This window comes from Thermomonas sp. (genome assembly GCF_029945965.1).
GTDB lineage: Bacteria > Pseudomonadota > Gammaproteobacteria > Xanthomonadales > Xanthomonadaceae > Thermomonas.
On sequence record NZ_JAQSDO010000015.1, the window covers coordinates 432,934 to 451,800 of the forward strand.

The 18,867-nt window shown below is 61.0% G+C and carries 18 protein-coding genes and 1 riboswitch; of the genes, 10 read left to right on the forward strand and 8 right to left on the reverse strand.

What is annotated here, in order from left to right; genetic code table 11:
* Window positions 1-3: 3 nt before the first annotated feature.
* On the reverse strand, window positions 4-546 hold the full coding sequence (locus PSV05_RS08345) for an arsenate reductase ArsC (RefSeq protein WP_300064032.1): 543 nt from the start codon (window positions 544-546) through the stop codon (window positions 4-6).
* A 38-nt stretch (window positions 547-584) separates the two neighbouring features.
* A complete protein-coding gene (locus PSV05_RS08350) occupies window positions 585-917 on the reverse strand; it encodes a metalloregulator ArsR/SmtB family transcription factor (protein WP_300064034.1) in 333 nt (110 codons plus the stop codon).
* 17 nt (window positions 918-934) lie between these two features.
* Between PSV05_RS08350 and arsH the strand changes: the two genes are divergently transcribed.
* Together arsH and PSV05_RS08360 are read left to right on the forward strand one after the other, a co-directional pair.
* Window positions 935-1,675, forward strand: coding sequence for an arsenical resistance protein ArsH (gene arsH / locus PSV05_RS08355; protein WP_300064036.1), 741 nt, complete (start codon window positions 935-937; stop codon window positions 1,673-1,675).
* A 372-nt stretch (window positions 1,676-2,047) separates the two neighbouring features.
* A complete protein-coding gene (locus PSV05_RS08360) occupies window positions 2,048-3,811 on the forward strand; it encodes a hypothetical protein (protein ID WP_300064038.1) in 1,764 nt (587 codons plus the stop codon).
* Window positions 3,812-4,217: 406 nt separating this feature from the next.
* Here the strand turns inward: PSV05_RS08360 and PSV05_RS08365 are convergent, their stop codons facing one another.
* The 4 genes from PSV05_RS08365 to PSV05_RS08380 form a co-directional block, all read right to left on the reverse strand.
* A complete protein-coding gene (locus PSV05_RS08365) occupies window positions 4,218-4,811 on the reverse strand; it encodes a tyrosine-type recombinase/integrase (RefSeq protein ID WP_300064040.1) in 594 nt (197 codons plus the stop codon).
* 198 nt (window positions 4,812-5,009) lie between these two features.
* Window positions 5,010-5,609 (reverse strand): TMEM165/GDT1 family protein, encoded by a 600-nt coding sequence (locus PSV05_RS08370; protein ID WP_300064042.1) that lies wholly within the window; start codon window positions 5,607-5,609, stop codon window positions 5,010-5,012.
* A gap of 17 nt (window positions 5,610-5,626) precedes the next feature.
* Window positions 5,627-5,785: riboswitch (yybP-ykoY riboswitch) on the reverse strand.
* A gap of 170 nt (window positions 5,786-5,955) precedes the next feature.
* On the reverse strand, window positions 5,956-7,302 hold the full coding sequence (locus tag PSV05_RS08375; protein ID WP_300064044.1) for a HAMP domain-containing sensor histidine kinase: 1,347 nt from the start codon (window positions 7,300-7,302) through the stop codon (window positions 5,956-5,958).
* Window positions 7,299-7,958, reverse strand: a complete 660-nt coding sequence (locus PSV05_RS08380) for a response regulator transcription factor (RefSeq protein ID WP_300064046.1) — start codon at window positions 7,956-7,958, stop codon at window positions 7,299-7,301. The genes PSV05_RS08375 and PSV05_RS08380 overlap by 4 nt, the downstream gene beginning before the upstream one ends.
* Before the next feature lie 139 nt (window positions 7,959-8,097).
* On the opposite strand from PSV05_RS08380, the gene PSV05_RS08385 reads away from it, so the two are divergent.
* The 4 genes from PSV05_RS08385 to PSV05_RS08400 are packed head-to-tail and all read left to right on the forward strand — an operon-like array spanning window position 8,098 to window position 12,187.
* Complete coding sequence (locus PSV05_RS08385) at window positions 8,098-8,427, forward strand: PepSY domain-containing protein (RefSeq protein ID WP_300064048.1); 330 nt, start codon at window positions 8,098-8,100, stop codon at window positions 8,425-8,427.
* 35 nt (window positions 8,428-8,462) lie between these two features.
* Window positions 8,463-8,933, forward strand: coding sequence for a DUF2271 domain-containing protein (locus PSV05_RS08390; protein WP_300064050.1), 471 nt, complete (start codon window positions 8,463-8,465; stop codon window positions 8,931-8,933).
* Window positions 8,934-8,961: 28 nt separating this feature from the next.
* Complete coding sequence (locus PSV05_RS08395; protein WP_300064052.1) at window positions 8,962-11,190, forward strand: PepSY domain-containing protein; 2,229 nt, start codon at window positions 8,962-8,964, stop codon at window positions 11,188-11,190.
* Window positions 11,171-12,187 carry an FAD:protein FMN transferase gene (locus tag PSV05_RS08400; protein ID WP_300064054.1) on the forward strand — a complete coding sequence of 339 codons (1,017 nt, stop codon included), beginning with the start codon at window positions 11,171-11,173 and terminating at the stop codon, window positions 12,185-12,187. Before PSV05_RS08395 ends, PSV05_RS08400 begins: the two co-directional genes overlap by 20 nt.
* Before the next feature lie 68 nt (window positions 12,188-12,255).
* Here the strand turns inward: PSV05_RS08400 and PSV05_RS08405 are convergent, their stop codons facing one another.
* Window positions 12,256-12,921, reverse strand: coding sequence for a response regulator transcription factor (locus PSV05_RS08405; protein ID WP_300064056.1), 666 nt, complete (start codon window positions 12,919-12,921; stop codon window positions 12,256-12,258).
* A gap of 152 nt (window positions 12,922-13,073) precedes the next feature.
* A complete protein-coding gene (locus PSV05_RS08410) occupies window positions 13,074-13,877 on the reverse strand; it encodes a 3-hydroxybutyrate dehydrogenase (RefSeq protein WP_300064058.1) in 804 nt (267 codons plus the stop codon).
* A gap of 137 nt (window positions 13,878-14,014) precedes the next feature.
* Here PSV05_RS08410 and PSV05_RS08415 point away from each other — a divergent pair, with 137 nt between their 5' ends.
* The 4 genes from PSV05_RS08415 to phaC all read left to right on the forward strand — a co-directional run bounded on the left by PSV05_RS08415 (window position 14,015) and on the right by phaC (window position 18,853).
* Window positions 14,015-15,823 (forward strand): 3-hydroxybutyrate oligomer hydrolase family protein, encoded by a 1,809-nt coding sequence (locus tag PSV05_RS08415; RefSeq protein ID WP_300064060.1) that lies wholly within the window; start codon window positions 14,015-14,017, stop codon window positions 15,821-15,823.
* Between the two features lie 111 nt (window positions 15,824-15,934).
* Window positions 15,935-16,531: a CDP-alcohol phosphatidyltransferase family protein gene (locus PSV05_RS08420; RefSeq protein WP_300065411.1), complete on the forward strand. Its 597-nt coding sequence runs from the start codon at window positions 15,935-15,937 to the stop codon at window positions 16,529-16,531.
* An 86-nt stretch (window positions 16,532-16,617) separates the two neighbouring features.
* Window positions 16,618-17,784 (forward strand): class III poly(R)-hydroxyalkanoic acid synthase subunit PhaE, encoded by a 1,167-nt coding sequence (gene phaE, locus PSV05_RS08425; RefSeq protein ID WP_300064062.1) that lies wholly within the window; start codon window positions 16,618-16,620, stop codon window positions 17,782-17,784.
* Window position 17,785: 1 nt separating this feature from the next.
* On the forward strand, window positions 17,786-18,853 hold the full coding sequence (phaC, locus tag PSV05_RS08430) for a class III poly(R)-hydroxyalkanoic acid synthase subunit PhaC (protein WP_300064064.1): 1,068 nt from the start codon (window positions 17,786-17,788) through the stop codon (window positions 18,851-18,853).
* The last annotated feature ends 14 nt before the right edge of the window (window positions 18,854-18,867 follow it).

Below are 18,867 nucleotides of genomic sequence, written 5' to 3' on the forward strand. Positions count from 1 at the left end.
GGATCAGGCCTCGGATTTTCGTCGTATTGCGTCTTCGTTGGTTGTCTCGCCGTCAGGTTCCACGAATCCGATACGGTCCAGCGCCTGCTTCAAGGTCAGGCGGTCGCCCCACGCATCGTTCGGCAGCGCCATCAGCGCTGTCAGGCGCGCCTTGATGATTCGGTGGCCTAGCCGGAAGGCTTCCCGCTTTGCGTCATTGCTACCCTCGACGGCCGCCGGATCCGGCAGCCCCCAGTGCGCGCGAACGAAGTCGCCGAACATGATCGGGCAGACTTCAGACGCGGCCGCATCACAGACCGTGATCACCAGATCCATGGGCACCGCGTCCGCAGTTGCGAACTCGTCCCACGACTTGCTACGCAGCCCGATGGTGGGAATGCCGTCGGCCGCAAGTTGGCTGAGCGCGTATGGGTTGACCTTGCCGGCGGGGTGGCTGCCGGCGCTGAAGACCTCGAAACGATTGCTGGACCATGCGCGAAGCGTGGCTTCGGCGAGGACGCTGCGCGCGGAGTTTCCGGTACAAAGGAACAAGACACGATGTTTCATCGGTTGGCTCTGAAGAGGGGAAATGGTTGTTGTTGAGATCAGCAGGCGCGTGTCGCGGCTCGGGCCGGCGCGCAGGCCTCATCCGAAGAATCTGCGCAGCAGTTGTGAGTCAGGTAGGCGACAAGTCCGTTCATTGCATCGAACCGCGCGCGGTAGCAGATGTTGCGGCCACGGTTCTCGCCACTGATCAATCCAGCGTGGACTAGCTCCTTCAGATGGAAGGAGAGCGTGGCCCCAGGCACGGCCAGTGCTTCGGCAATTTCACCAGCCATGCGGCCGTCTGGGCCGGCTTCGACCAACAGCCGAAAGGCGAGCAGGCGCGTCGCGTGTCCAAGTGCAGTCAGTGCAGCTATTGCCTGATTCGTTTCCATGTTTGTAGAATAATCGAATGAATATCGAACAACAAGTCCCAAAAGCTTCAATCCTCAAAAACGTTGTGCCTGATCTTTTGCCGTTCCCACGGCACGATGTTCTCGGTGCCGACCCCAGTGCGCCACGCATCCTGCTGTTGTATGGCTCGTTGCGCCCGCAGTCGTACAGTCGCAAGTTGGCGCTGGAAGCCGAGCGCATCCTGCGTCACCTTGGAGCAGAAACCCGGGTGTTCGACCCGCACGCTCTGCCGATGCTGGACAGTGTCGACAAGTCCCACCCAAAAGTGCAGCAGCTACGCGAGTGGTCGCAGTGGTCCGAAGGTCAGGTATGGGTATCACCCGAGCGGCACGGTAACGTCACGGGCGTTTTCAAGAACCAGATCGACTGGCTTCCGCTCGAGGACGGCAGCGTACGCCCGACTCAAGGACGCACGCTGGCTCTGATGCAAGTGTGCGGGGGCTCGCAATCGTTCAACGTGGTCAACACTCTGCGCATGCTGGGTCGCTGGATGCGGATGGTGACCATCCCGAATCAGTCGTCGGTTGCCAAGGCCTGGCAAGAGTTTGACGATGCCGGGTGCATGCGACCGTCGCCTTACTACGATCGCGTCGTGGATGTGATGGAAGAGCTGGTGAAATTCACTCTGATGGTGCGCGGGCGAAGTGATTATTTGGTGGATCGATACAGTGAGCGAAAAGGCGCTGATGAGGCCCGTCGTTTGGGTCGGGATTCCGGCGCCGTCGAGGTGATTTCCTGAGCGCCTTTTTATGATCGAGTTGCCTTGCGTCCGCTTCTGGCCGAGGCTGTGTGAAAACTCTTGCGCTGCTTCGAGATGACGAAAAATTGATCACTTGCGCGCCTGCTCCTTGAATTCTGGGGCTGACCACTTCGGTGCGCGTTACAGTTTTCAAGCTCATGCCACATGGCTTTAGTTTTCACACAGCCTCGGCCGGTTGAGGACCACAGGCGGTGTGTCGCTATGCGACCCTAACCTGCCGGTGGCGATCGGCCGCTTTAGAGCTGATCCGTTGACAGAAAGGTCGCAATAGCCAGATAGGTCAAGGCAAGGCAGGACGCACCACCAAACCGCTACACTCGTTCATCTGCAGTCTGTTCGGGGATGTGCTGCGTGGAAGACTTCATCGAGCGCTTGAAACAGCGCAAGCTGGTGCAGTGGGCATTGGCCTATGCGGCTGCGGCGTTCGCACTGATCCAGGTGCTGGACATTGTCGCTCAGCGTTTTGGCTGGCCGGACTCGGTCGAGCGATTCACCATCGTCGCCATGGCGGTAGGGTTTTTCGTGACGCTGGTGCTAGCCTGGTACCACGGCGAGCGTGGTGTGCAGAAAACGACCAGCACCGAGTTGCTGATACTCGCGTTGCTGCTGTCGATCGGCGGCGTGGTGGCATGGCGGTTGGCGCCCGCTCCGGCCACTATACATTCGACAGCGGCACCGAGTGGGCCTGCAGCGGGCTCAGCGGCGGCGGCAATCCCGGCCAAGTCCATCGCTGTGCTGCCGCTGGTCAACGACAGTGGCGACAAGGAACAGCAGTATTTCTCCGATGGGCTGTCCGAGGACTTCATCAACGCACTGTCGCAGTTCGCCGGCCTGAAGGTGATCGGGCGCAACTCCGCGTTCCAGTTCCGCAACACAAAAGACGATGCTCAAACCATCGGTACGAAGCTCGATGTCGCTCATCTGCTGGAAGGCAGCGTGCGCCGCGAAGGAGACACCGTGCGCATCAGCGTTGAGCTGATCAATACCTCCGACGCCAGCACCTTGTGGTCGCAGCATTACGACCGGCCGTACAAAGATTTGTTCGCCCTGCAGGATGACATCACCCACGCCGTCGCCAGCGCCTTGCAGGCAAAACTTTTGGAAAGTGGTGGTGCCGTGGTGCAAAGCGATCGCCCACCCAGCGGCAACCTCACTGCCTACACCGCCTACCTTCAGGGCAAGTTCTATGGCGCACGCTTAATAGAAGCCGACTTGCGTCAAGCGATCACACAATACCAAGCGGCGATCCAGGCCGATCCACGTTATGCACAGTCCTATGCCGCGCTGTCAGACACGTGGACCACGTTGGCCGCCGCTTTCCTCACTGGATCGGAAGCCCAGCAGGCGTACGCGAAAGCGCGTGCAGCGGCCAACACCGCGCTGGCGCTGGAACCCCAGCTCGCGGTGGCGCATGACGCGCATGGCACTTTGCTGATCAGGGCAGACTTCGACTGGGCGGGCGCGCAGGCAGAATTCCAGCGCGCCACACAACTATCGCCTGACGGTGCCAGTCTGTTCCAGACTGGCACTCTGCTGGCGACACTGGGAGATCCTGAGCAGGCGCTCCGGTTGAACCAGCAGGCCCTGACCACTGATCCGCTCAACTCCAGCGGGTACAACTGGCAATCCGCCTACCTGTCCAGCCTCGGCCGTCTCGACGAAGCGGCTGCGGCGATCCACAAAGCGATCGAGCTGCAACCGGCGGCGGTGGCTTACCACGAAAAATTGGCGATCATCGATATCCAGCGCGGCGATGCGCAGGCCGCGCTGGCCGCGGCACAGGCGGAGCCAGCCAGCGGTGGATGGCAGGAAATTGCCTTGGCGCTGGCGCGACAGATCGGCCCCGATCGTGCCGTTGCCGATGCGGCGCTCAAGCACGTGATCGACACGGGGGCCGGCGATGCGCCATACCAGATCGCCGAGGTCTACGCGCTGCGTCGCGATCCGGACAACATGTTCAAGTGGCTGGATCGCGCTTGGGCCAGCCGTGATCCGGGGATCAGCTACCTGCTCTACGACCCGTTCATCCTGCGCTACCAGCACGACCCACGCTTCGCGGCGTTCTGCCGCAAGGTTGGTTTGCCGACCACCACCAACGCGAAGGCGCTGCCGTGAGCGTGAAGCCCTCCTTCTTCGCCGAGCTCAATCGCCGCCATGTGATCCGTGGTGGCGGGTTGCATTTCGTCGCCATGGCTGCTGGTGCAAGTCGCCGAGCCAATCTTGCCGACGTTCAATGCGCCGGACTGGGTCGCACGGAGTTTGGCGGGAACGGTCAGCTCCACTTTGCGAGAGCCGAGAGGTTAGAGCCCAAGATGGAGTCAAGCGCTGCGCGGCAAAAGGTGAAGCGCCACCGGAGTATTGGACCCCGTTTCGTTTGAGTTACTCAGCAATGTGCTTGCCCAGCTTGGCGACGCGGCGCCAGCTCGGTGAGTGGCCGCTTTGCGGCGGCTCGATGGAGGCGTCAACTGGCTGTTGTTGGCCGAAGAGCGCCCGTTGAGCAGGCGCCTTCGACTGTTCGTGCCTACACCTCGGTTTGCTCGGCCATCTCCAGCGCGTCATCAACCTCGATCCCGAGGTAGCGCACCGTGCTCTCCAGTTTGGTGTGGCCGAGGAGGAGTTGGATCGCCCGGAGGTTCTTGGTCCGACGATAGATAAGTGACGCTTTCGTCCGACGCATCGTATGTGTTCCATAGGCTGTGTCATCTAGTTCGATTCCTGAAACCCAGCGGTGAACAATCCGCGCGTACTGCCGAGTCGAAAGATGCGGTGAGTCATGTATGCGACTGGGGAACAGCGCGCTATCCGATTGGAGCTTCGCGAGGTCAATCCATGCTCGAACCGCCTTCCTGGTTTGCTCCGTGATCTCGAACTGAACTGGCTTCTTGGTCTTCTGCTGCATGACGATCGCCCGGCTGGCGATCTGTGTGCCATGTCCGATGTCGCGCACCTTCAGCTTTACTAGATCACACGCTCGGAGCTTCGAATCGATGGCAAGGTTGAACAGGGCGAGGTCTCGCGTCTCATGGCCAAGCTGGAGCCGCACGCGAATGGCCAGATGTCGCAGAGCCTGAGCGGTGCTTTTTGACCAGTCAGTTTCCCTTGTTCCAAGGCTCACTACTGCATTTGGTGACGACGGTGTTCATGGGGTTCTCCCAGATTTAGGGAGTTTCACTTTGTGCCTGCTCGCCGTAGCGTCATGTGCTGGTCGTCGTTGAGTTCTGCAATGGGCGAAGTTCGACCCAAAGCAGACATTAGTGAGCCGATGCGTTCCCGATCAGTGAGCCAACGGAACACGTTGACAGTGCCATGATTCCTAGCCTGTCGCGCGGCTGCTCAATAAATCCAGCCCAAAGTTCATCTTAAGCAGGATCAGGATGCCGAAGATGGCAAACATTGCGGCAGCAACAAATCGCATCTTCGAGATCGGAAAGCGCGTTGCAAGTTTTTCGCCGATCAGAACGGCGGGTATGTTGGCCGCCATCATGCCTAGCGTGGTGCCAATCGTGACCATCGCCAGGCTCGAATAGCGGGCACCCAGCGCCACGGTTGCAAGCTGCGTCTTGTCGCCCATTTCGGCAAGGAAAAACAAGCCTAGAGTGGTGAGGAATACGCCGTATCTGGAGGGTTTGGCGTCATCGGCGTCCAAGGTATCGGGGACAAGCGTCCATGCGGCGAACCCCAGGAAAGAAAGACCCAGGATCCAGCGCATCAATTCGGGACTGACGTGGGAGGTCACCCAATCACCAGCTGCTGCTGCACACGCATGATTGAGGATGGTGGCGACGAATATGCCGGCAATCACGCGCCAGTGCTGGCCAAGGAATCGCGTTGCGAGGACGAACGATAGCAACTGCGTCTTGTCGCCGATCTCGGCGATCGCGACCATGCTGAAAGAGGTAATCAGGGGTTCCATGCGTTAATCCGCGGGCTGGCAACTGTTGACCAATGACTTTGCTCCCCACGCCAGCCCGGCTTGTGGGTAACAAAGTCAAAAGTCTCGCCCTTGCCGCCGACGCCATGGTCATTTGACCAAGTGTGTTGACGTCGGCTCCTCCGATTCGGAGGCGGCTACTCCCTAGTGACGCATCAATTTTCACGGAGGCAGCGCTCATGTGTCAATGACGTTGATTCGAGGGTTTTATCCACGGATCACCTGGCGCGTGTCGACCCCCTTGTCTGAAGTGGCGATGCAGGCGCGCGATGAACCAGGCTGTTTCGTGGACGGACTTGCGTGAATGCGATTATCACTCAAGAGAAGTTCAACCGCGCGGTTGTTCCGGATTGAAAACGAACTGCACCGACACCTCAAACCCATCAGGTCTGCTCGTCGCGGGCGAAGCAAGCGTCAGTTCTGCGCCTACGCCGTGGGCAATGGTCGACACAATCGCCAGACCAAGGCCAAAGCCTTCCGCCCGGCTATCCCCGCGAACGAAATGATGAGTCAACTGCGCCAAATCGACTGCTGGAACAATAGTGCCCGCATTGACCACTGTGAGGCGCGCGCTTTTCGACAAGCTGACTTCGATTGCGCAACCTGGCACGCCATGCTTGAAAGCATTCTCGATCAAGTTTCGGGCCAGGATCGCAAAGGCATCCGGATCGATTAGCGAGAGAACAGACCCGGTTGGTGGCAATGACAATTGGATCGAAGCACTGGCTGTCCGCTGCAGGTCCTGCACAACGTGAGACAGAAGAACCACAAGATCCTGCGGTTCTTCTGACAACACCCCGCCGCCTTCCGCCTTTGCTAGTTGCATGAGCTTTTCTGTGAGGCGCGACAACTCTCTGAGGGACGCCTCAATCTGAATTGCGCGATCTTGCAACGGTCCGTCTGGCGCATCATGACGCAGCCGCTGGACCTGGGCGAGCGTTGCCGCCAGCGGTGTGCGCAGCTCATGGGCGCTATTGGCTGTAAACCTCCGCTCGGTCTCCAGCGCACGTCCCAGACGATCAATCAGGTGATTGACGGCATCTGCAATTGGCCTGATTTCCGCTGGTAGTTTCTCCATATGGATCGGAGACAAATTCCCGGCGCCACGTACTTCGATCGCGTGGCGATATGACCACACGCTTCGCAGGCTGAAGCGCACGAACAGCCAAATCCCGAACATGCTGACCGGTATCAGAATTAGCAAGGGCAGGAGCAGCGCGATGGTCGCATCCAGGGCGGCTTTACGGCGATACGCGAGCGGTTCCGCAATTTGCAGGAAAAGCGTTCCACGCAAAGCACTGGCGCCATACAGCCGATGTGTCTTTGTGGTTGTGAAACCCAACAGGGACTGAGGACCAAATATGGCTGGGTCGGCGGTGAACGATTGCAGCAGGATATTGCCTTCACTATCGCGAACCAGATAGGCAAAGCCTGTTTGCTGCGTATTCAGCGGCGCCACGCGCTGGGGCGGGCCGGACTCCTCGCGATTAAGGATATCCAGAACAGCCAGAGGCAGGATGCGCTGCGCGGCCTCCTGCATCGCATTGTCGAACGCTTGATCAAGCCTGTGTTGCACAACCAGCCCGGACACCACAGTGGCTGCAAGCCAGAACAACGCGATGCCCAACGTGAGGCCGTATACAAGTTGCTTTTGCAGGCTTGTCACCGGCTTCATGCAGAACCCAATCGGTAACCCATGCCGCGGATCGTCTCCACGACATGAAAACCCAGCTTTTTACGCAGGTGACTGATGTAGACCTCAATCGTGTTGCTCTCGATCTCGGCTCCAAGCTCATACAGCCGTTCTTCAAGCTGCGACTTCGAGAACAAAGCGGCAGGGCGCTGAATGAAGGTCTCAAACAGGGTCCATTCTCGAGCTGTCAAATCAATCCTGACATCGCCTCGTTGAATCGTTCGATCCGATAGATCGATGCGTAGCTCACCCAGCTGAATTTGCGGATTTGGATTGCCGCTATAGCGTCGCGCGACAGCGGCGACTCGTGCCGACAATTCGGATAAATCAAAAGGCTTCACCAGATAATCATCCGCACCGGCATTCAGCCCTGCGATACGGTCCGAGAGCTGGTCCCGCGCGGTCAGGATGATGACTGGAGTAGCGTCGCCGTCAGCCCGACGCTTGCGCAAAAAATCGATCCCGTGCCCATCAGGCAGCATCAAGTCGAGCAGGATCAGGTCATACGCGGTTGACTGAACGCTGAGCTCGGCATGATCGAGCCGCTGCACCCAATCCACCGCATGACCATCATCGGCAATTTGCTCGCGCACGGCCTGCCCAAGATCGGCGGTGTCCTCAATCAGAAGTACTCGCATACCTAATCCCTGAGCGAAGCCTCGGGCACCACGACGTATGTCGGTTCGCCAGTCTAGTCCGAAAAACACTCAGCCTTAAGGTTGGCATCAGGATGCGCCGCTACAGTCCCCTTACACATTCGTAAAGGAGACCGCCGCCATGAAACCTCTCATCCTCGCAAGTACTGTCCTGGCCAGTCTGGTTTTCAGCGGGACCGCCATGGCCGGCAACGACTGTACTGATCCCGTGGCTGATTGGCAGCCACGCGAAGTATTACGACAACAGCTGGAACAGCATGGCTGGACAGTGCAGCGCATCAAGGTTGATGACGGCTGCTACGAAGTCAGGGGCATCGACAAGATCGGAAACGCGTTCAAAGCCAAATATGCACCGGCATCACTTCGCATCCGCAAGCTGGAAATCACATTCGACGGGAACGGCAAGGCTGCCGATTACCTGGACCGAACTCCAGGCCAAAAGAAGAAGTGAACAGTGATCGTCACGAATGAATCCGGAGAATGACCATGAATAAGTTTGTACTTTCACTCTGCCTTGCGGGTGCCATCGCACTGCCTGGACTGGGTCAGGCAAGGCCAGTGACCTTGACCACCCAACTGAAAAGTTACGGTGGTGATGGCGCGTACCTGGCGATCTACGTTACCGACACCAAGGGTGTGTACAAGAAGACGCTTTGGGTATCGGGCAAGAAGGCCAAGTACTACAAGAACCTGCGTGACTGGGCGCGCGGTAGCGGCCTTAAGGCCAGCGAGTACGACGGCGTGAGCGGCGCCAGCGTTGGTAGTGGACGCGTGCTGAAAGTCACCGTGGACCTGGCCGATGCCTTGATCGATGCGGGCTACGAGATCCGCGTGGACTCCGCGGTGGAAGACGGTCGTGACAATCCTGCCGACGTGCGCACACCGCTGACCACGGCAGGCGCCGGCAAACCGGCGGCTGGACGCGGCTATGTCAAGTCGCTCACCTACTCGCTGTAATCGCCCCTAAAGACAGGAGGACCGCAGAATGCTGCGCCGGATCCACTCATGGCCTGCCCTGATCGCTGCCGTGCTGCTTGCCGTGCTGGCGATCAGCGGCGCCATCCTGTCGATCAATCCGGCGATTGAACGAGCGGGTACCAGCGTGCCCGGCGACGGGCAAGTCAGCGTGGCCATGCTGGCCGAGCGGGTGGCGCAGCATTATTCCGGCGTTGAACAGATCCAGCGCTCGCCGTCTGGCTCGATTGTCGTGTACTACAGTCAGGCTGACCGGACTGGCGCTGACCGGATCGATCCGTTCAGCGGACAAAGCATTGGCCCCTATGCGCCCTCCACATTCACGCGCTGGGTAAAGAATCTGCATCGCTCTTTCCTCGCAGACACACCAGGCCGGGTCGTAGCGGGACTGTTGGCGTTGACCATGCTGGTCCTGTGTCTGTCAGGCATGACATTGCTGGTCAAGCGCGTAGGCGGATGGCGGCAACTCCTGCGCCCACTGCGCGGTAATTTCAGCCAGCGTTGGCATGCGGAGTTGGGACGGGTCGTGGTATTCGGATTGCTGTTGTCCGCGTTGACGGGTCTGTATATGTCGGCTGCAACGTTCGGTCTGATCTCCGACGGTACCCAAAACGAGCCCGATTTCCCCATCCCGGGGACAACTGGTCCGGTCGCGCCCATTGGCACATTGCGTGCCCTGCAAGCTACCGACCTGAATGACCTGCGCGAGCTGGTGTATCCAAGCCCGGACAGCCCTGAGGACTTTTATTCCTTGCGCACCGCGCAGGGCGACGGCTATGTCGATCAGGCGAGCGGGGCGCTGCTGTCCTGGCAGGCGCACGATCGCGTTCACGGGGTCTACTCACTGATTTACAAACTGCATACCGGTGAAGGCCTGTGGTGGCTGGGCCTGTTGCTGGGGCTCAGTGCGCTGAGCGTGCCGATGATGGGCGCCACCGGCATTACCGTGTGGTGGCAGCGCCGCCGCGCGATGCGACGCATCGCCGGCAATAGCGGGCCGCGGTCGGCCGACACCATCATCCTGGTGGGTAGCGAAAGCAACAGCACCTGGGGCTTTGCGAACGCATTGCATGATGCCTTGCGTCAGGCCGGACAGCGCGTGCACACCGCGTCCATGAATCAGCTGGCCACGGAGTATCGCCAGGCACAACATCTTTTCATCCTGACATCAACCTACGCAGATGGCGATGCGCCCAGCTCGGCCAACCAGTTCCTCGCGCGCCTGGACAAGTTTTCCGGCAACAATAAGCCGAGCTTTGCTGTGTTGGGTTTTGGCGATCGTCAGTTTGCGAAATTCTGTCAGTTCGCCAGGGACACGCAGGACGCCTTGCTTGCGCGCGGATGGAATCGGTCCATGGATCTGGACACCATCGACCGGCAGTCGACGCAGGAGTTTGCCCGCTGGGGACAAGCCGTCGGGCAGCTTTTCGATCGCGACTTGGCGCTGGAATACACGCACAAGTCGCCGCAAACCCAACCCCTCGAATTGATCAGTCGGATGGACTACGGCGTAAAGGTGCAGGCGCCCACCAGCATCCTGCGATTCGGCCCCATCGCACCGCAAAGCCGCATCGCTCGATTCTGGCGCCTGCTCGGATTCAATGGTCTGCCGCGTTTCGAGGCGGGCGATCTGGTAGGGGTGGTGCCGCCCGGAAGCCCCGTGCCGCGGTTTTATTCGCTGGCGAGTGGGTCAAAAGACGGTTTTCTGGAACTTTGCGTGCGCAAGCATTCAGAAGGTCTCTGCTCAGGAATGTTGCATGGCTTGCAACCTGGCGAACGCATCGATGCATTTATCCAGTCCAATCCAAGTTTTCGCCCCGCATCCGGAAAATCCCCCGTCATTCTGATTGGCGCGGGTGCAGGCATTGGCCCGCTGGCCGGATTCATCCGCAACAACACAGGCAAGTACCCGATGTACCTGTACTGGGGCGGTCGCGATCCTGCTTCTGATTTTCTTTATGAACCCGAGCTCGGTGAATACCTGGCAGACCACCGACTGACGGAGTTGCACACGGTCTTTTCACGGGTCAAGGAGGGTGGCTATGTCCAGACTCGCGTACTGGCTCATGCATCGGAAATACGTGGATTGATTGAAGCTGGCGGACAGATTCTCGTTTGTGGCAGCCGCGCCATGGCAACCAGCATCCAGCAGGCGCTGGATGGGATCTTGTCCCCGATTGACCTCGATGTCCGGACTCTCAAACTGCAGGGGCGCTATCGTGAAGACGTATTCGGATAAGCGTGATCCAACCGGCATCGCGTGGCAACGCTACAGCCTACATGGCGAGACGATGGGCACCCGCTACAGCGCCGTATTTTTCGCAGCCCCGGGTGCGGATGAAGCTGCCATCAATGCTCGCCTGTTCGCGGCAGTGGATGAAGTGGATCGGCAGATGTCCAACTGGAAACCAGACTCGGCTCTCAATCGCCTGAATAACGCGCCCGTAGATCAATGGCTGGCCGTTCCTGACGAGCTGTTCACTGTCCTGGAGGCTGCCCTGAGCGTCAGCCGACAGTCGCACGGGGCATTTGATATAGGCGTCGGCAATCTGGTCAGCGCCTGGGGTTTTGGCCCCGGTGAAGGGCATATTGACGAACAGCGGATCAATGGCCTGAAAGCCCAGGCTTACCGGCCCGCCACCGACGTGCTGGAGATCGATTCCCTCCATCGTCGGGTTCGCAAACGGGCGACCATCATGCTGGATCTGTCGGGCATCGCTAAAGGCTACGGCGTCGATCAACTGGCCCGCTGTCTCGACATGCTTGGTATCACCCGCTATCTGGTGGGCATCGACGGCGAGATGCGCGCCCGCGACACGAAACCCGATGGGCAGCCGTGGTCAATCGCCATCGAAAAACCCGTCCGCGACGTGCGTGACGTCATGGGCGTGATGGAACTCAGCGACGCCGCCATTGCGACCTCCGGTGATTATAGACATTGGGTCGAGCATGACGGAAAGTCCTATGCCCACACGATTGACGGCCCGCTACGGCAGCCTGCATCGAACCGGCTTGCAGCGGTCAGCATCGTCGCATCGAACTGCATGTTTGCCGATGCCTGGGCGACCGCGTTACTGGTGCTGGGCGAAAAGGCGGGTATCGAACTGGCGCAGAAACGAGGCATGACTGCGCTGTTCGTGCTGCATCACGGCGACGGATTCCAGGAGATATCCGTCACCGATGGCGAGCTGTCTGGCGATCCGCCGGCAGTGCAAGAAAGTGTCAGGGACGATTAGCCCGTATCCATAACGCGCAATGCCAACGTTCGCTTCTTGGGTTCGGACAAGTCGGCTGCGGTCAGTAATCAGCCTTCCATCTGGCGCGCCGGATCCGTCAATTCCAACTCGCGCAAGATCACCCCGGCCTGGGTGCGATTGCGCACCTCGAGGCGTTCGAAGATCGCGCTGAGATGCGCCTTGACGGTACGTTCCTGTACGTCCAGGCGATCTGCGATCTGCTTGTTGAGCAGGCCTTCGGCGACCAGCGTGAGCACACGGAACTGTTGTGGCGATAGTCTGGCCAGGCGCGACGCGAGGGCGGCATCGCCGGGACTGGATTGCGCTCGCGAAACGGTGGCGCGTAGTGCGGCCGGTAACCAGGTCTGGCAGGCCAGCACGGTACGGATCGCGTCGCGCAATTCATCCAGGCCGGAACTCTTCGGCAGGTAGCCAGCGGCGCCATGGTCGAGTGCGCGCCTGACCACGCGCGGGTCGTCATTGGCCGACACCACGATCACTGCCACGCCCGGATATTGCGCGCGCACCGCGGCAAGCCCCGCCAGCCCATGGTTGCCTGGCATGTGCAGGTCCAGCAGGACCAGGTCGATCTGCGGTTGTGTGTCCAGCGTGGCCAGCACTGCGTCCAGATTGCCGGCTTCGAATAACTCGACATCGCCCAATGCATCGCACGCCGCCTGCCGCAATGCGGCGCGGAACAGCGGGTGGTCGTCGGCAATCAGCAGGGAAGGCATGACTTGTGAATGAACCTGTTACAGAACCGTCGCGAGCGATGGCAGATCGCGCATGGACGGAGCGCAGGAACCGGAGTGTACGTGCGAGCACATGAGGATTCCGAGCACCGCCCGTGCGTAATCTGTCGAGCGCAGCAGGTTATGGGGCAGGTTCATTGCGCGGTCCAGCCGCCATCGACAGGCAACGACGCGCCGGTGATGTTGTGCGCCTCGCGCCGGCACAGGAACACTGCCAGCGCGGCGATCTCGGCAGGTAGGGTCATGCGCAGGCTTGGTTGCTTCTCGGACAGCAGCGAGCGCACGCCATCGTCGCGGCTGCCGCCATTTCGGCGTGCTTCGATCTGCGGTTCGATCAACGGCGTTTCGACCCAGCCCGGGCAGATGCAGTTGACGGTGATGCCGCCGGAATCGCGCGAGCCCTGCGCGGCATACTCCAGCGCGGCAGCCTTGCTCAAGCCGACCAGGCCGAACTTGCTGGCCACATACGGCGCCTTGTTCGCCGATGCAACCAAGCCGTGCACCGATGCGACGTTGACCACGCGCCCGTAGCCACGCTCGGCCATGCCCGGCAATGCCGCGCGCATGGTGTGGAACGCGGCGCTCAGGTTGATCGCGATGATCGCGTCCCATTTCTCCGGCGGCATCTCGGCAATCGACACTGCATGCTGGATGCCGGCGTTGTTGACCAGGATGTCGACCGGCGACCATTCCGCAAGTTGCGCCATCATCGCGTCGATCGCGGCGGGGTCGCGCAAATTCGCATTGAAATGCCGGGTGCCGCCATCGCCTTCAGCATCCACTTCGGCAATCGCATCAGCGATCTGTTGTGCGCTGCCCAGGCCGTTGATCGCAACCTTGGCGCCGGCCGCGGCAAGCGCGGAGGCAATCGCCAGGCCAATCCCGGAGGTGCTGCCGGTAACCAGTGCGGTGCGGCCTTTGAGAAACTTGTCGCTCATTTCAGTGACTCCGGTGCAGCGCATGCTGCCTTGCATCATTGACTGCATACGCTAACAGGCCGGGCGCGTGGATAGGGTGGGCAAAGCTCGTACGAAAGTACGATGCGGTGCGAATGCGGTCGCGCTAAGGTTGACGCATGACTATCTTCCGCGTCACTACGTTCAGAACGTGCGCCTGTATCGCCGCGACAGCCCTGCTAGCTGCCTGCGCCACGACATCCACCCAGCACGGAGCGGCATTGATGTTCAGCCAACAACGGTCCACCGAGCACCGCGGCAGCGATGACCTGCTCAGCGCCGGCCTCGGCCTGGATGGCCTGCGCGCGATGCTGCCGCCAGCGTTTGCAGACGCCGAGCATCCAACATCGGAAGAACTGCGACGGCGCGCGCTGTGGAGCAATTGGCGCGGAATTGCTGACTTGGCGCCGGGTGGCGGCTATGGCGATGTGTACGGGACAGTGGCCAGTGTGCCCGGGCGTGAATTCACGGCATATGCGCAAATTCCTGGCGCCAGCCAACCGCATCGGGTGATGTTGCAACTGCCGGATGACTTCAACGCCAGCAAGCGCTGCTTGGTCGTGGCCGCGTCCTCTGGTTCGCGCGGGATCTACGGCGCAATTGCCGTCGCCGGCGCGTGGGGCCTGCCGAAGGGCTGCGCGGTGGCCTACACCGACAAGGGTAACGGCACCGACTTTTTCGATCTGGATGCCGGCATGGGCGTCGATGCCGCGGGTCAGGTCGCGGCTGCAGGCGCGGACGCCGGGCTTGCGTTCACCCCATCGACCACAAGCGGGCAGGGCGTGGCGTTCAAGCACGCGCATTCGCAGGACAACCCGGAAGCCGACTGGGGCCGGGACGTGAAGCAGGCCGCGGAGTTCGCGCTGGCCACACTCAATGAAACCTTGCCGGCGCAGGCACCTTTCACCTTCGCCAATACGCGGGTGATTGCCGTCGGCATCTCCAATGGGGGCGGCGCGGTGTTGCGTGCAGCCGAACTTGATGGTGACTGGCTCGACGCGGTGGTCGCTGCCGAGCCACATGTGTCAACCCACGCGCCTGGCGCACGTGGCCTGTACGACTACGCCACCGAAGCCGCATTGCTGATGCCGTGCGCGTTGCCGCAACTGGGTATCCCGGCGATGCCCGGCCTGGAGGCCAAATGTGCGGCCTTGACCGCGCGCGGCGTGCTGGCTGGTGTGGATTTAGATGCACAACAGAGGGACGCGCTGGCCAAGCTGCGAGCCAGTGGATGGACCGATGCCGCATTGCGCGCAGGTTCGATCAGCGTCGCTTTCGACCTGTGGCGCGCGGTCGGGGTGACCTACGCGTCGGCCTATGGCCGCTATCCGCATGACGCGCATCCGTGTGGCTATCGCTTCTCCGCGTTGAACGCCGACCTGACCCCACGTGCCGCGACTGCAGCCGAACGCGCGGCGTGGGTGAGTGATTCCGCGGGCATTCCGCCGGGTGCGGGCGTCGGCATTGTCGATCCGCAGCCGTTGGCCGACATGGGCCTGACCGGCCTGGTTTGCCTGCGCGGCCTGTGGACCGGCGATGGCGCGGATTCGCAACGGGTACGCAGGGGCATCGCAGAAACCGAGGCAGGCCTGCCGCGCGCCGGCCTGCCGGTGGTGGTGATCCACGGCACCGACGATGGCCTGGTGCCGCAGGCATTCACCAGCGCGCCATACGTGGCCGCAGCGCAGGCAGCGGGCCGCGATGTGCGCTACTGGCAAGTGCGCAATGCACAGCACTTCGATGCATTCCTCGGCTTCCCGCAGTACGGTGCGGTCTATGTGCCGCTGCTGCCGTATGTCTACACGGCGCTGGATCGGGTCGATGCCTATCTGGATGGCAAGGGCGTGTTGCCTGCCGATGCGGTGATTCCGACCGTGCCGCGTGCCGGCAAGCCGTTGACTGCAGACAACCTGGCGATGCCTCACTGACACAGGTCTGTAGTGCCCGCCGGCAGGTTGGTCTTGCCGGCTTCACGCAAAGTTTGGCAGTCTTGGCCTCACTTCCTGTGGAGCCATGCCGTGACCAAGCGCCATTTCTCGATGCTGCGCGAGTTCCATCTCGCTGACTGGTTCACACTCGCCAATGCGTTCTGCGGCACCGGCGCGATCTTCGCCTCGATGCGCTTCCTGCAGGAAGGCATCGTGCAAGACCTCATCATCGGGATGGCGCTGATCCCGCTGGCGTTCGTATTCGATGCACTGGACGGGCGCGTCGCGCGCTGGCGCAAGGTCGCCTCGACGCTTGGGCGGGAACTGGATTCACTATCGGACGTGATCTCGTTTGGCGTCGCACCTGCTGCGCTTGGCTACGCCTGTGGCCTGCAGGGCGGCTGGGACTGGGCGGTGCTCAGTTATTTCGTCGGTTGCGGGGTGAGCCGGCTGGCCCGCTACAACGTCACCGCTGAGCAACTCTCGGGCGACGAGGGCAAGGTGCGCTACTTCGAGGGCACGCCGATCCCGACCAGCGTAGTCATCGTCGGGCTGCTGTTTGCCGCTGCGTACACCGGCAACATCGGCGCAGATCTGTGGTTCGGCATGTTCAAGCTGGGGCCGTGGCAGCTGCATCCACTGGTGCTGGTCTACGCGCTGTTCGGCTCGCTGATGATCAGCAAGACCCTGCATATTCCCAAGCCCTGAACAGCCAGCCCTGACCGGTTGCGTATCGCGTCGTTATGGCAGTGCAACATTTGCATTGCTAGCATGCGTGCAACCGTGGAGGACGCATGACCAACAGTTCAGGGACAGGATCCAACGATTTCGACGCAATTGCGCGCCAGTACTGGGGCATGTGGGGCGATGCGATGCGTAGTGCGGCGCCGAAGTCGGCAGCCGAAGTCGGCATGCAGGGCTTCCAGGATGCGATCAGGGCCTGGACCGGGCAGGCCGGTGGCAGTGGCCACGGCTTCGACAACGTACTGGGTCATTTCGGTAGCCAGAACGGCAACTGGTTCGCGCAGATGCAGCAGGTAGCCGCGCAGTTCGCAGGTCGCGACAACAGCGCGCAGGACATCGCCAATGCCTGGCGACAGGCGCTCGGTGGTTCCGGTGCAAATCCGTTCGAGGCCTTGCTCGGCGGCATGCGCGGCCCGGGGCTTGAGGGATTTGAGCAGTGGAGCGAAGCGGCCAAACCCTGGTTGCAGGGCATGCGTTCGGAAACCATGAGCGCGTTGGACATGCCGACCTTCGGCTTCACCCGCGAACACCAGGAACACTTGCAGGCGTTGGCAAAGGCGCAACTGAATTTCCAGGACACGATGTCGGCCTACAACACGTTGATGGGCAAGGTGTCGAAGGAGGCCTATTCGCGCTTCGAAACCAAACTTGCCGAACGTGAGGAGCCGGGCCGCCAGATCAGCAGCGCGCGCGCCTTGTTCGACCTGTGGGTCGACGCCGCAGAAGAAGCGTATGCCGAAGCCGCACTGTCACCGGAATACCGCAAGGTCTACGGCGCGATGGTCAACGCGCAGATGAAATTGCGCAGTGGCGTGCAGGGCATGGCCGAGCAGGCCGCCAGCACGATGGGAATGCCCGGTCGCACTGAAGTGGATGGCGCGCATCGCAGGATCGCCGAACTGGAACGCCAGTTGCGGCGAATGCAGCGCAAGGGTGACGAGGCTGCAGTGACGGCGGCTGCGAAGCCGGCATCTTCTGAAAAGACCGCGGCTGCGCCGAAGCCTGCATCGAAGCTTGCCTCGAAGCCTAAGCCGGCACCGAAGCCAGCTTCGAAACCCGCGAAGAAGGTGGCGAAAAAGACGGCGAAAGCGGCATCGAAACCAGCTACCAGGAAAGCTGCGAAAAAAACCGCAAAGAAGGTCACGAAGACATCCACGAAAAGCATCCTGAAACCTGCCGCACGCAAGTCCGCCAAGCCCGCCAGCAGGAAGCGTTGACATGAATGGACCGATCAACATCAGCCCGATGGAGCTGGCCGAGGAAATGTCGAAGATGCAGCGCAAGCTCGCTGCCGGCATCGGTACCTTGCGCGGGATGGACGACGTGCATTTCGGGGTCACCGAACGCGAGGAAGTCTGGCGCGACGGCAAGATCGTGCTGTACCGCTATCGCGGCCACAAGGCACCGACCGCCAAGGTACCGCTGCTGATCTGCTACGCGTTGGTGAACCGTCCGTACATGGTCGACCTGCAGGAAGACCGCTCGATGGTGAAGGGCCTGCTGGAACACGGCGAGGACGTCTACATCATCGATTGGGGTTACCCGGATCGCAGTGATCGCTTCCTCACCCTTGAGGATTACATCGAGCGCTTCATCGGCGGTGCAATCGACTATCTGCGCAAGGCGCACGGGCTGGATGCGGTCAACCTGCTCGGCATCTGCCAGGGCGGGGTGTTCTCGCTGTGCTATGCGGCGCTGAATCCGGGCAAGGTGAAGAACCTGATCACCATGGTGACGCCGGTGGACTTCCACACCCACGACAACATGCTGTCGAACTGGAACCGCGAGATCGATGTTGACCTGCTGGTCGACACGCTGGGCAATATCCCGGCCGACATGATGAACCTGACCTACCTGATGCTGAAGCCGTGGCGGCTGTTCGCGCAGAAGTACGTGGGCATGGTCGACATCCTCGACGACCGCAAGGCGATGGAGGATTTCCTGCGCATGGAGAAGTGGATCTTCGATTCACCCGACCAGGCTGGCGAGGCCTTCCGCGAATTCAACAAGCAATTCTTCCAGGGCAATGGCTTCGTCAACGGCGGCGTGAAAATTGGCGATGCTGACGTGCACCTGGGTCTGGTGGAGATGCCGATCCTCAACATTTTCGCGGAACAGGACCATCTGGTGCCGCCGGATGCCTCGCGCGCGTTGCGCGATCTCGCCGGCACCGACGACTACACCGAACTGTCGTTCAAGGGCGGCCACATCGGCATCTATGTTTCGTCGCGCGCGAAACAGGTACCGGAGACCATCCACGATTGGCTGGGCAAGCGCTCGCGCTGAGCGGCGTCCACAGC

Coding starts and splice junctions, on each gene's coding strand:
- PSV05_RS08345 (WP_300064032.1), bottom strand. CDS start 546: ATGAAACATCGTGTCTTGTTCCTTTGTACCGGAAACTCCGCGCGCAGC.
- PSV05_RS08350 (WP_300064034.1), bottom strand. CDS start 917: ATGGAAACGAATCAGGCAATAGCTGCACTGACTGCACTTGGACACGCG.
- arsH (WP_300064036.1), top strand. CDS start 935: ATGAATATCGAACAACAAGTCCCAAAAGCTTCAATCCTCAAAAACGTT.
- PSV05_RS08370 (WP_300064042.1), bottom strand. CDS start 5,609: ATGGAACCCCTGATTACCTCTTTCAGCATGGTCGCGATCGCCGAGATC.
- PSV05_RS08375 (WP_300064044.1), bottom strand. CDS start 7,302: ATGAAGCCGGTGACAAGCCTGCAAAAGCAACTTGTATACGGCCTCACG.
- PSV05_RS08380 (WP_300064046.1), bottom strand. CDS start 7,958: ATGCGAGTACTTCTGATTGAGGACACCGCCGATCTTGGGCAGGCCGTG.
- PSV05_RS08385 (WP_300064048.1), top strand. CDS start 8,098: ATGAAACCTCTCATCCTCGCAAGTACTGTCCTGGCCAGTCTGGTTTTC.
- PSV05_RS08390 (WP_300064050.1), top strand. CDS start 8,463: ATGAATAAGTTTGTACTTTCACTCTGCCTTGCGGGTGCCATCGCACTG.
- PSV05_RS08395 (WP_300064052.1), top strand. CDS start 8,962: ATGCTGCGCCGGATCCACTCATGGCCTGCCCTGATCGCTGCCGTGCTG.
- PSV05_RS08405 (WP_300064056.1), bottom strand. CDS start 12,921: ATGCCTTCCCTGCTGATTGCCGACGACCACCCGCTGTTCCGCGCCGCA.
- PSV05_RS08410 (WP_300064058.1), bottom strand. CDS start 13,877: ATGAGCGACAAGTTTCTCAAAGGCCGCACCGCACTGGTTACCGGCAGC.
- PSV05_RS08415 (WP_300064060.1), top strand. CDS start 14,015: ATGACTATCTTCCGCGTCACTACGTTCAGAACGTGCGCCTGTATCGCC.
- PSV05_RS08420 (WP_300065411.1), top strand. CDS start 15,935: ATGCTGCGCGAGTTCCATCTCGCTGACTGGTTCACACTCGCCAATGCG.
- phaE (WP_300064062.1), top strand. CDS start 16,618: ATGACCAACAGTTCAGGGACAGGATCCAACGATTTCGACGCAATTGCG.
- phaC (WP_300064064.1), top strand. CDS start 17,786: ATGAATGGACCGATCAACATCAGCCCGATGGAGCTGGCCGAGGAAATG.